The organism is Streptomyces sp. AM25 (assembly GCF_058146165.1).
Genome location: NZ_JBKIWN010000028.1, coordinates 56,704 through 68,579, shown reverse-complemented (window position 1 = coordinate 68,579; position 11,876 = coordinate 56,704). Strand labels below are relative to the sequence as shown.

Genomic DNA, 11,876 nt, shown 5'->3' with positions numbered 1-11,876 from the left:
CGCCGATGGTACTGCATGGGGGACCGTGTGGGAGAGTAGGACGCCGCCGAACTAATTGTGAAAGAAAGCCCTGACGGGGAACTCCGGTTCCCTGTCAGGGCTTTCTTGCGTTTACGGACCGTCTCGGCCGTCTCATACCCCTCCACTCCGGGCCGCCCTTTCCAGGGCGGCCCGGAGGCGAAGTGTTAATCGTTGCCGACTGCACCCGCGGCGCGCGCGAGTTCGAGGTCGAGGGACTCGCGCCGGATGCGCTGATCCGTATAAAGCAGCGTGGTCACCGCGGCCATGAAAGGCAGTGCGATCGTGGAGGCGATGATGGCGCCGACACCGGTAATGATCATGGCCGGCCAGCTCGTGACGTCCTCGGCCAAGACCGTCCGAATGAGTTCGCCCGGGATCTGCACCACCGACGAGAAAACGAATACCAGGAAACTGCTCACGACCGTCACGCCGAAGATTCGTCCCCAAGAACCCCGCACCAGCTTTGCCGAGCGGCGCATGGAATCGATTACGCCCTGCTTCTCCAGCATCAGAGCGGGCACCGCGAGGCTGTAACGAATCCAGAGCATCACGGCCAGTACCGTCCCGGCCAGCATGCCGAGAAACATGAACGGGACCCCGGCCGTTTCCGAGCCGCCCACGGCGATGATCAGGCCCGGCAGCAGGCACACCAGGAAGACTCCGCCGACGAGGAGCGGCACGAGGACGAGGAGTCCCGCCATACCGGCCAGCCTCGGGCGGGCCTCCTGCCAGGCTTCGCGCGCCGTCGTCGGGCGGCCCAGTACCGCGCGGCTGACCACGGCGGTGAACATCGCGGTCGCCACGATCGAGCCGGCCAGGCCTATGAGCCCGGTCACCGCGAGCCCGCCGAAGGTTCCGCCCAGGGCGTTGAGCAGTTCCTTGACGCTGACGGCCTCGCCCCGCTCCTGCAAGGACTGCAGATCCTGCAGCTTGTCGAGCCATGGCCAGGTGATCGCGGTCTCCACGAGCTGGGTGCCGGCGGCCACGGCCAGCGAGACCCCTGCGAAAGTGCGCCAGTACCGGCGCATCGTGGCGAAAGCTCCCTCCAGGAGCTCGCCCAGGGTGAGCGGGCGCAGGGGGACCACGCCCGGCTTCGGGGCCTGCGGGGCCGGCGGCACCCAGCCGCCGCCACCCCAGCCGTTCCCGCCCCAGCCCTGCTGGCCTCCCCAACCCTGGGGACCGCCCGGCGGAGAGTTGTTCATCGTCTGTTGCTCCTTTTCACTGCCCGTGCCGGTTGCCGGGTGCGGCCGCAGGTACGGGCCATTGCCCGGTCAGCCATCGTGTCACGGCGCTCGAAGCACAGGCCGGGCTCGTAAGGGGGAGAGACCACAGGGAGGCCTTCAATAGTTGGTGTGTGCGGGGCAGACTGGACGAATGGCTGATCAGTACGCGGTATCCGCGGCTTCTGCTGTTCCGGGCGGTCCTGGATCTCCCGGTGTCCCCGACCTCGTACCTGCGTTGCGCTGGGAGGAGCGGCCCGAGGGCCCGGTGATCGTGCTGCTGGACCAGCGGAGACTGCCCGCCGAGGAGGTGGAGCTGGTCTGTACGGACGTTCCCGCGCTGGTGGAGGCCATACACGTGCTCGCCGTGCGCGGTGCGCCCCTGCTGGGGATCGCGGGGGCGTACGGGCTGGCCCTGGCGGCGGTGCGCGGCTTCGACGTGGAGGAGTCCGCCCAGATGCTCGCGCACGCCCGTCCCACGGCGGTGAATCTGGAGTACGGGGTGCGGCGTGCTCTGGCGGCTCACCACAGTGCGCTGCGGGGTGGCGCCGACGCTGGGGCGGCTGCGACGGCGGCCCTCGTGGAGGCCCGGGCGCTGCACCGTGAGGATGCCGAGGCGAGTGCCCGCATGGCGGCGCACGGTCTGGCGCTGTTGGAGGAGCTGCTGCCCGGCGGTGGCTACCGGATCCTGACGCACTGCAATACGGGTGCGCTGGTCTCGGGCGGCGAGGGCACGGCGATGGCGGTGGCCGGTGCGGCGCACCGGGCGGGTGAACTGCGGCGGCTGTGGGTGGACGAGACGCGGCCGTTGCTGCAGGGTGCGCGGCTGACCGCGTACGAGGCCGCGCGGGCCGGCATGGCGTACACGCTGCTGACGGACAACGCCGCGGGGTCGCTGTTCGCGGCGGGGGAGGTGGACGCGGTCCTGATCGGTGCCGACCGGATAGCCGCGGACGGGTCGGTGGCCAACAAGGTGGGGAGCTATCCGCTGGCGGTGCTGGCCCGTTATCACCAGGTGCCGTTCGTGGTCGTGGCGCCGACCACCACCGTGGACCTCGGGACGGCCGAGGGCGCGGCCATCGAGGTGGAGCAGCGGCCGGGGCACGAGGTGACGGAGCTGGCGGCGCCGTCGGTGCCCGGGGCGGGCACGGAGGCGGGTTCGGGGGTGCCGGTGGCGCCGCTGGGGACGCAGGCCTACAACCCTGCGTTCGATATCACACCGCCGGAGTTGGTGACCGCGATTATCACGGAAAACGGGGTTGTTTCGCCCGTGTCGGAGGGCGGTCTGGCGGAGCTGTGTGCCAGGTCACGATCGGGTAATGGGATGATGTCGATATGAAGGGACGCGTCCTTGTCGTCGACGACGACACTGCACTGGCCGAGATGCTCGGAATCGTTCTGCGCGGCGAGGGTTTCGAGCCGTCGTTTGTGGCCGACGGTGACAAGGCACTTGCTGCATTTCGCGAGGCCAAACCGGATCTTGTATTGCTCGATCTGATGCTGCCCGGCCGGGACGGCATTGAGGTGTGCAGGCTGATCCGGGCCGAGTCCGGAGTGCCGATCGTGATGCTGACCGCGAAGAGCGACACGGTCGACGTCGTGGTCGGGCTGGAGTCCGGTGCGGACGACTACATCGTCAAGCCGTTCAAGCCCAAGGAGCTGGTGGCCCGGATCCGGGCGCGGCTGCGCAGGTCGGAGGAGCCGGCGCCGGAGCAGCTGACGATCGGCGACCTGGTCATCGACGTCGCCGGGCACTCGGTCAAGCGCGACGGGCAGTCCATCGCGCTGACGCCGCTGGAGTTCGACCTGCTGGTCGCCCTGGCCCGCAAGCCCTGGCAGGTGTTCACCCGTGAGGTGCTGCTGGAGCAGGTGTGGGGCTACCGGCACGCGGCGGACACGCGGCTGGTCAACGTGCATGTGCAGCGGCTGCGCTCCAAGGTCGAGCGCGACCCCGAGCGCCCCGAGATCGTGGTGACCGTGCGCGGCGTGGGTTACAAGGCCGGGCCGAGCTGAGCATGACGGGCAACGGTGCCGCCCCGGAGCGGGGCGTGGGGCGGCCCGTCGGTTCGACGGGCGGCATATCGCTGCTCCGCCGCCTGTGGCGTGCCGGGCAGATGCTGCCCGACGGTGCTGCGGCCGGGTCGGTGCATCCCGTGCTGCGGCTGTACGTGCGCTGGGTGAGGCGTCCGCTGCTGCCGGCGATGCGGCTGTGGCGGCGCAATATCCAGCTGCGGGTGGTCGCCACCACGCTGCTGATGTCGCTCGGTGTGGTGCTGCTGCTCGGTGTGGTCGTCATCGGTCAGGTGCGCAACGGTCTGCTGGACGCCAAGCGGCACGCATCGCAGAGCCAGGCCGCGGGCGGTTTCAAGGCGGCCCAGGAGGCCGCCGGGGCGGTGGCCGACGGCCGGGGCCAGGACGGCGGACAGCAGTCGGGCGGCCGAGGGACGCCGGATCCGGGTGCGTGGCTGACGCAGCTGGTGCAGCAGCTCGCCAGCGGCGGGCAGGGCGTCTACTACGTCGTGGCGCTCAGCGCGGGCGACGGCGATGCGATGACCACGGGCTCGTTCATCGGGCGCGGGCCGCGGGCCTCGGGGGACATCGACCCCGAGCACAGTGTGCCGGTCGACATGCGCAGGCAGCTGGACACCAAGACGGGCACGTTCGAGAAGCCCGGGTCGATCAAGCGCAGCGCCTCGGACGAGGGGCAGCCGGCGCTGGTGGTCGGCAAGCGGATGTACGACATCAACGGCAAGGCCTACCAGCTGTACTACCTCTTCCCGTTCACTCAGGAGGAGAAGTCGCTGACGCTGGTGAAGACGACGCTGGCGACGGCCGGGGTGTTCGTCGTCGTGCTGCTGGGGGCCATTGCCTGGCTGGTCGTGCGGCAGATCGTGACGCCGGTGCGGATGGCCGCCGGGATCTCGGAGCGGCTCGCGGCCGGTGTGCTGCATGAGCGGATGAAGGTCACCGGCGAGGACGACATCGCTCGTCTGGGTGAAGCCTTCAACAAGATGGCACAGAACCTCCAGGTCAAGATCCAGCAGTTGGAGGAGCTGTCGCGGATGCAGCGGCGATTCGTCTCGGACGTGTCGCACGAGCTGCGGACGCCGCTGACGACCGTGCGGATGGCGGCGGACGTCATTCACGAGGCACGCGAGGACTTCGACCCGGTGACCGCGCGCTCGGCCGAGCTGCTGTTCGGACAGCTGGACCGGTTCGAGTCGCTGCTGGCCGACCTGCTGGAGATCAGCCGGTTCGACGCGGGGGCCGCGGCCCTGGAGGCCGAGCCGATCGACCTGCGCGATGTGGTCGGCCGCGTGGTGGAGGGAGCACTGCCGCTGGCGGACCGCAAGGGCAGCCGGATCCTCGTGCGCGGTGCCGAGCAGCCGGTCATCGCCGAGGCGGACGCCCGGCGCGTGGAGCGGGTGCTGCGGAACCTGGTCGTCAACGCCGTGGAGCACGGCGAGGGCCGGGACGTGGTCGTCCGGCTGGCGGTGGCCGGCGGTGCGGTCGCGGTCGCGGTGCGCGACTACGGCGTGGGCCTCAAGCCCGGTGAGGCGACACGGGTGTTCAACCGTTTCTGGCGGGCCGATCCGGCCCGTGCGCGGACGACCGGCGGTACGGGCCTGGGGCTGTCGATCGCGGTGGAGGACGCGCGGCTGCACGGCGGCTGGCTGCAGGCGTGGGGTGAGCCGGGCGGCGGTTCGCAGTTCCGGCTGACGCTGCCGCGGACGACGGATGACACGCTGCGCGGTTCGCCGATTCCGCTGGAGCCGGAGGACTCGCGGCGCAACCGCGGACTGAACGAGGCCGGGATGCCGCTGTCGGCCGCCGGCCGGGGCACACCGCCGCTGCCGGCCCAGGTGCCGGCGCAGACGAGGAACGTCCGGCCGTCCGCCGACCCGACGGCGCTGCCGGGCAACGGCGCGCGGGTGGTCGCCCGTCAGGGCGGTGCACCGGACGACAGGAACGGACGGCCGGTGGCCGACGGGAACAGCAGCAGCATCGGCAGTGGAGGCGACCATGACGCTCAGGACTGAGGGCGTCGGCGGCCGGCTCCGCAGAGGGCGCACGCGTCGGGGCGGTCGCTCGCTGGTGGGTGTGTGCGCCGTGGCCGCCAGCGGGGTGCTGCTGGCGGGCTGTGCGTCGATGCCGGACGGCGGGGACGTGATGTCGGTCGACGCCTCGCAGCGTGCGGATGCGGATTCGCAGGTGCGCGTCTACGGTGTCCCGCCGCGCAAGAACGAGCAGCCGCAGGAACTCGTGGCCGGCTTCCTGGAGGCCACCACGAGCGACGAGGCGGACTACGCGACGGCGCGCATGTACCTGGCGAAGAGTGTGAAGCGTCAGTGGGACCCGTCGTCCTCGATCACCGTGCTGTCGTCGGTGCCCCAGGTGCGGGTGGAGCACAGCGGAGGCGACCGCGAGCAGACAGTCACCATCACGCTGACCGGCAAGCAGGTCGCCAAGGTGGACGCCCGGCATGCCTACAAGCCGGACGCGGGCGACTACCAGGCGCAGATGCACATGACGCGCGAGGACGGCGAGTGGCGCATCGACGCCCCGCCGGACGGTCTGGTGCTCGGGATCTCCGACTTCCAGCGCATCTACCGCTCCGCCAACAAGTACTACTTCGCCGAGACGGGTCCGGGCGGCAGCAGCCCGGGCCGTGGCAGGGACGTGCTCGTCGCCGACCCGGTGTATCTGCGCAAGCGGATAGACCCGGTCACGTCCTCGGTGAAGGCCCTGCTGGACGGTCCGACGACCTGGCTGGACCCGGTGGCCGGCACGGCCTTCCCGACCGGCACGCGCCTGCTGGACGACCGGCTCTCGCTGGACGACTCCAACGCGCTGAAGGTCCGGCTGAGCGACCAGGCGGCCGGCGCCGGGCAGGACCAGTGTCTGCGGATGGCCGCGCAGGTGCTCTACACCGTGCAGGACTCGGCCAAGGTCACCGATGTGACGCTGGAGCGCAAGGACGGATCGCGGCTGTGCGTGCTCGGGCGCGACCAGGCCAAGTGGTACGCGCCGGACCAGACGGCCGGGCAGGCCGACCGGCAGTTCTTCGTCGACGCCCAGCACCGCCTGGTGAGCCTGGCCGACGGTGACGAGGAGCCGCGCCGGGTGCCCGGGCCGTTCGGTGCGGACGGTGCCGTGCCGCTGCGTTCGGTGGCCGTCGACCGGTCGGAGCGCCGGGCCGCGGGCGTCTCCGCGAACGGGCAGGTGCTGTACGTCGCCGCGCTGCAGTCCGGCGTCCCGCTGGGCGACGCCCGGGTGACCGCACACGGGAGCGGCCCGAAGGCGGGCCTGACGGCGCCCAGCTGGGACGGGCTGGGCGATCTGTGGGTCGCCGACCAGGACCAGGAACACCCGCGGCTGTTGCGCCTGCAGGGCGGTACGGGCACGCCGGAGGAGGTCCAGGTGCCCGGGCTGGACGGCGGGCGGATCACCGGGGTGCGGGTCGCGGCCGACGGGGTTCGCGTCGCGCTGCTGGTGACGAAGGGCGACCATACGTCCCTGAAGCTCGGCCGGGTCGAGCGCAGGACCAGCACCGGGAAGCCGGCGCTGTCGGTGCAGGAGTTGCGCTCCGTGGCGCCGCGGCTGGAGAACGTCGACGCCGTCTCCTGGGCGGGTGCGAGCCGGCTGCTGGTCGCCGGGAGCGAGCAGGGCGGTCTGCAGCAGTTGCAGTACATCGAGACCGACGGTTCGCTGTCGAACACCGCCGCCCTGCCGGGGATCACGGGGGTGCGCGCCATTGCCGCCCCCGAGAGCACGGGCAAGTCCCAGGCGCTGGTCGCCGAGGGCGACGGCGGCATCGTGCGGCTGCTGCCGGACGCGAACTGGAAGCTGGTGGCCAAGGAGGGGACGGCGCCGGTCTACCCGGGGTAGCCGGGTACATGCCAGGAGTTTTCCACAGGGGTGGCGGCCGGCACTCCGCGGCGGGACAGTGGTGCCGTGCGGGGGTGGTGGCAGGAGATCGCGGGGCTGGTGCTGCCGTCACCGTGTGCGGGGTGCGGCCTGGGGCAGGCGGTGCTGTGCGAGGAGTGCCGGGCGCGGCTGTGCGGGCGGCGGCCCCGGGAGGTGCGGCCGGACCCGGTGCCGCCCGGCCTGCCGCCGGTCTTCGCGGCGGCGCCGTACGCGGCCGGGGTGCGCTCCGTGCTGCTCGCGCACAAGGAGCGGGGTGCGCTGGGGCTGGCCGAGCCGCTGGGCGCCGCGCTGGCGGGCGCGGTGCGGGCTGCTGGTGCAGGTGGAAGGGGGTGGGGCGGATGGGCCGGGAGAGACCCGTTGCTGCTCGTGCCGGTGCCCTCGGCGCGGCGGGCGGTGGCCGGGCGCGGGCATGACGCCTGCCGGCGCGTCGCGCTGGCCGCGGCGCGCGCCCTGCGGGGTGCGGGCGTCCCGGCCCGGGCGGCCGCCGTGCTGCGGCTGCGCCGGGCGGTGGCCGACCAGGCGGAGCTGGACGCCCGCGACCGGTGGGCGAACGTGGCGGGGGCCATGGGGACCGTGCGAGCAGCAGGGCACGTGTGGCGCGAGGGCGGCCCGGTGGTGCTGGTGGACGACCTGATGACGACCGGCGCCTCGCTGGCCGAGGCGGCCCGCGCCGTCGGTGTCTCGGGCGGGCGGGCCGTGGCCGCCGCGGTGGTCGCTGCGGCACCGCGCGCTTTCGAAAACAATCGGAACTGATGCCGAACGAACAGCGTTCCTGAGGGAAACGGCAGGAAAACACCTGAATGGAGGTACGTCGCGGTAGGGGGTACCGACAGGCTTCCGAGCGAGATATGTTCGGTTGTGAGGAATGGCGGAAGCTATGCCTCATATCTCCGAATGGCGCACTTCATGCGCCGTGGTCGAAGCTGGGAAGAAGCTTCGGCCCGGTGGGGTGTCGATCTTGCCGGTGGGGGAGGAGGAGGTGAAAACCGCCTAGTCGGTGGCTCCGGGCCGGCCCCGGGGTCTGATGCAAGAGGGATGCGCTCCGCAACCTTCGGCGGAGCGATCCGGGAACGGAGTTCTGCGTGGACATCGTCGTCAAGGGCCGCAAGACAGAGGTGCCCGAGCGGTTTCGCAAGCACGTGGCCGAGAAGCTGAAGCTGGACAAGGTCCAGAAGCTCGACAGCAAGGTGATCAGCCTCGACGTGGAGGTGTCCAAGGAGCCCAACCCGCGGCAGGCAGACCGCTCCGACCGTGTGGAGATCACCGTTCGCGGGCGGGGCCCGGTCATCCGGGCCGAGGCGGCGGCGACCGATCCCTACGCCGCGCTGGACCTGGCCACGGCCAAGCTCGAGGCGCGGCTGCGCAAGCAGCACGACAAGCGTTTCACGCGTCGCGGCAACGGCCGCATTCCGGCCAGCGAGGTGTCGGCGGCCGTCATCGGCGCCGCGGAGCTCAACGACAGCGGTCAACTCGCCGCGATCCAGGAGACGAACGGCGTTCCGGTCACCCGTATGGGGTCGCTGGAGATCCAGGGCGAGGGCCCGCTGGTGGTGCGCGAGAAGACCCACACCGCAGCACCCATGACGCTCGACCAGGCGCTCTATGAAATGGAGTTGGTCGGCCACGACTTCTATCTGTTCGTCGACTCCGAGACCAAGATGCCCAGTGTCGTCTACCGGCGGCACGCATACGACTACGGCGTCATCCACCTCAACGCCGATCCCCTCTTCGAGGCGGAGCCCGGCGGCGCAGGCGGAGCGCTCGGCGGCTGACCCGGCGGGCAGGAGGCCTCGCCCCGGGTGAGCCCACCCAACCGTGACGGTGCCCTCGGAGCGTTCGCGCTCCCGGGGCACCCCCGTGTGGTCATGCGGCCGGGAAGCACCGTACGGGCCGTCCGGCATGAAATCATGGCCGGGCGGCCAACCGCCGGTGCGCCGGAACCGGTTGGGACGGGCGGCAGCAGTGTGCAACCGCTAGGGGCCATGGCCTTCAGGGGGAGGAACGATGGCGGACAGGTTCGGGCCCGTGCTCATGCCCGGTGAGGACGAGGAGGGCGCCCGCGTGGGTCGCGGCGCCAGGTGCGAGGAGCCGATCCGGGTGCTGGTCGTGGACGACCATGCGCTCTTCCGCCGGGGGTTGGAGATCGTCCTGGCCCAGGAGGAGGACATCCTGGTCGTGGGGGAGGCCGGGGACGGCGCGGAGGCGGTGGTCAAGGCGGCGGACCTGCTGCCGGACATCGTGCTGATGGACGTGCGGATGCCCAAGCGGGGCGGCATCGAGGCCTGCACCTCCATCAAGGAGGTGGCCCCCAGCGCGAAGATCATCATGCTGACGATCAGCGACGAGGAGGCGGACCTCTACGACGCGATCAAGGCCGGGGCGACGGGCTACCTCCTCAAGGAGATCTCCACGGACGAGGTGGCCACCGCGATCCGGGCCGTCGCGGACGGGCAGTCGCAGATCAGCCCGTCGATGGCGTCCAAACTGCTGACCGAGTTCAAGTCGATGATCCAGCGCACCGACGAGCGCCGGCTGGTGCCGGCGCCGCGGCTCACGGACCGGGAGCTGGAGGTACTGAAGCTGGTGGCGACGGGGATGAACAACCGCGACATCGCCAAGGAGTTGTTCATCAGCGAGAACACGGTCAAGAACCACGTGCGGAACATCCTGGAGAAGCTGCAGCTGCACTCCAGGATGGAGGCGGTGGTCTACGCGATGCGGGAGAAGATCCTGGAGATCCGCTGAGGGCGGGGCGCCCCGAGTCGCCCTTCCGGCCGGGGGCCCGGGGGTTGTCCCCCGGGAAGAGCAGCCGCTGAGGGACCTCAGGCCACCGCGCGGGTCAGTGCCGTGGCCAGCTCCGCATCGTCACAGCGTTCGATGCGCACCGCGTCGCAGCCTACCCACTCCGCGGCCTCGCGCAGCGCACGCGCCATCGGGGCGACCGCGGCCGGGCCGTCCAGCGACACCTGGCGGGCCACCAGGGTGCTCCCCTCGCGGGCCGGGTCCACCCGGCCCGCCAGCCGGCCGCCGGTCAGCAGCGGCATGGCGAAGTAACCGTGCACCCGCTTCTGCCGGGGCACGTACGCCTCCAGGCGGTGGGTGAAGCCGAACATCCGCTCCGTACGCGGCCGGTCCCAGATCAGGGAGTCGAACGGGGAGAGCAGCGTGGTCCGGTGACGCCTGCCCTTCAGCGCGGAGAGGCCCGCCAGTGCCTGCGGGTCCGCCCACGCCGGCCTGCCCCAGCCCGCCACCTCCACCGGCATCAGGCCCGTGTCGCCGATGACCGCGTCCACCTGCTCGCTCTTGAGACGGTGGTAGTCCGCGAGGTCCGCGCGCGTGGCCACGCCCATGGCGGCGCCCGCCTGGGCGACCAACTGCCGTATGCATGCGGCGTCGTCGAGGTCGTCGTGGAAGAGGGCGTCCGGAATGGCACGCTCCGCCAGCTCGTAGACCCGCTTCCAGCCGCGCCGCTCGGTGCAGACCACCTCGCCCGTGTCGAGCAGCCACTCCACCGCGATCTTCGTCTCGGACCAGTCGTACCACTCGCCCCCGTTCTTCGCGCCGCCCAACTCCCCGGCCGTCAGCGGGCCGTCGGCCTTGAGGCGGTCGCGGACCGCCGCGCAGGAGCGCTCGGCATCCTCCATGACGTGCCAGCGGTGGCCGCGGGCGACGAACGCCCGGCGGCGGAAGGCGAAGAGCGGCCACTCCTCGACGGGCAGGACGCAAGCCGCGTGCGACCAGTACTCGAAGCCGTGCGGGGCCGCTCCCGCCGCCTGCGGCGCCCAGTACGCCCGCTCGACGGCATCGCGGCCGATCGCGCCCAGCCGGGCGTACGGCACCAGTTCGTGCGAGCGGGCCAGCACCGAGATCGTGTCCAGCTGGACCGCGCCCAGCCGGCGCAGCACCCCGCGCGCCCCGGCCCGGCGGTCGGGGGCGCCGAGCAGGCCCTGGGCGTGCAGGGCGAGGCGCCGGGCCTCGCCGGCGGACAACCTGACCTCGGCCCTGCGGCCCCGTGCGGCAGCGGAAGTTGTCATGACGGCACCCTAGGGCCGGGCACCGACAACGCCCTGCTCCCGGCCCTCAGTCGCGCTCGGGCCAGGGCAGGTACGGGGTCCCGGAGGGTCGGCCGAGGTCCGAGGGGAGCAGCGAGCCGATCCAGGCGTCGCGCCGGGTGCCCTGGTGGATGATCTTCGCGCGCATGGTGCCCTCCATCCGGAAGCCGGCCTTCAGGGCCACGGCCCGGGAGCCCTCGTTGCCGGCCTCCGCGTACCACTCCAGCCGCTCGACGCCCAGGTCCTCGAAGGCCCAGCGGATCACCTCGCGCGCCGCCTCCACGGTGCAGCCGCGGCCGCGGTGCTCCTTGGCCGTCCAGTACCCCAGCTCCGCCTGGCGCTCCGCCGTGTGCAGCTGTGCGAGCCGCACGAGGCACATGGCGCCCACCAGCTGCCCGGTATCACCGGAAAAGACACCGAACGTGTACATCGTGTCGTTCTGCCAGCCCGCGGGGCAGGTCTCCTCGACGAAGAGCCGGGCGTCCTCGATCCGGTACGGGTCGGGCACGTTGGTGTAGCGCGGGATGTCGGGGTCCTGGCAGGCGGCGTGCACATCGGGCACGTCGGAGGGCGCGAAGGGGCGCAGGACCAGGCGTTCCGTGGCGAGGGCTATCGGCTCCATGGGCGGAGTGTAGGGACCCGGAGCCGGGCACTT

General features: G+C 71.7%; 10 protein-coding genes. 7 read left to right on the top strand and 3 right to left on the bottom strand.

Annotation, left to right across the window (positions count from 1 at the left end):
* Positions 1-185 precede the first annotated feature (185 nt).
* Positions 186-1,223 (bottom strand): DUF7847 domain-containing protein, encoded by a 1,038-nt coding sequence (locus ACLHRZ_RS30035; protein ID WP_490421708.1) that lies wholly within the window; start codon positions 1,221-1,223, stop codon positions 186-188.
* A gap of 172 nt (positions 1,224-1,395) precedes the next feature.
* Here ACLHRZ_RS30035 and mtnA point away from each other — a divergent pair, with 172 nt between their 5' ends.
* The 7 genes from mtnA (at position 1,396) to ACLHRZ_RS30000 (ending at position 9,914) form a co-directional block, all read left to right on the top strand.
* On the top strand, positions 1,396-2,580 hold the full coding sequence (mtnA, locus tag ACLHRZ_RS30030) for an S-methyl-5-thioribose-1-phosphate isomerase (protein ID WP_490421707.1): 1,185 nt from the start codon (positions 1,396-1,398) through the stop codon (positions 2,578-2,580).
* Positions 2,577-3,254, top strand: a complete 678-nt coding sequence (gene mtrA / locus ACLHRZ_RS30025) for a two-component system response regulator MtrA (RefSeq protein ID WP_171087043.1) — start codon at positions 2,577-2,579, stop codon at positions 3,252-3,254. Before mtnA ends, mtrA begins: the two co-directional genes overlap by 4 nt.
* 2 nt (positions 3,255-3,256) lie before the next feature.
* On the top strand, positions 3,257-5,281 hold the full coding sequence (gene mtrB / locus ACLHRZ_RS30020) for an MtrAB system histidine kinase MtrB (protein ID WP_490421706.1): 2,025 nt from the start codon (positions 3,257-3,259) through the stop codon (positions 5,279-5,281).
* Positions 5,265-7,130 (top strand): LpqB family beta-propeller domain-containing protein, encoded by a 1,866-nt coding sequence (locus tag ACLHRZ_RS30015; protein WP_490421705.1) that lies wholly within the window; start codon positions 5,265-5,267, stop codon positions 7,128-7,130. The genes mtrB and ACLHRZ_RS30015 overlap by 17 nt, the downstream gene beginning before the upstream one ends.
* Positions 7,131-7,196: 66 nt before the next feature.
* The gene (locus ACLHRZ_RS30010; RefSeq protein WP_490421704.1) at positions 7,197-7,922 is read left to right on the top strand and encodes a ComF family protein; all 726 of its coding nucleotides are present in this window, start codon (positions 7,197-7,199) and stop codon (positions 7,920-7,922) included.
* A 329-nt stretch (positions 7,923-8,251) separates the two neighbouring features.
* On the top strand, positions 8,252-8,941 hold the full coding sequence (hpf, locus tag ACLHRZ_RS30005) for a ribosome hibernation-promoting factor, HPF/YfiA family (protein WP_490421703.1): 690 nt from the start codon (positions 8,252-8,254) through the stop codon (positions 8,939-8,941).
* Positions 8,942-9,173: 232 nt separating this feature from the next.
* The gene (locus tag ACLHRZ_RS30000) at positions 9,174-9,914 is read left to right on the top strand and encodes a response regulator (RefSeq protein ID WP_490421702.1); all 741 of its coding nucleotides are present in this window, start codon (positions 9,174-9,176) and stop codon (positions 9,912-9,914) included.
* 77 nt (positions 9,915-9,991) lie between these two features.
* Here ACLHRZ_RS30000 and ACLHRZ_RS29995 read toward each other — a convergent pair whose 3' ends face one another.
* Positions 9,992-11,203: a winged helix-turn-helix domain-containing protein gene (locus tag ACLHRZ_RS29995; RefSeq protein WP_490421701.1), complete on the bottom strand. Its 1,212-nt coding sequence runs from the start codon at positions 11,201-11,203 to the stop codon at positions 9,992-9,994.
* A gap of 46 nt (positions 11,204-11,249) precedes the next feature.
* Complete coding sequence (locus ACLHRZ_RS29990; RefSeq protein WP_490421700.1) at positions 11,250-11,843, bottom strand: GNAT family N-acetyltransferase; 594 nt, start codon at positions 11,841-11,843, stop codon at positions 11,250-11,252.
* Positions 11,844-11,876 lie beyond the last annotated feature (33 nt).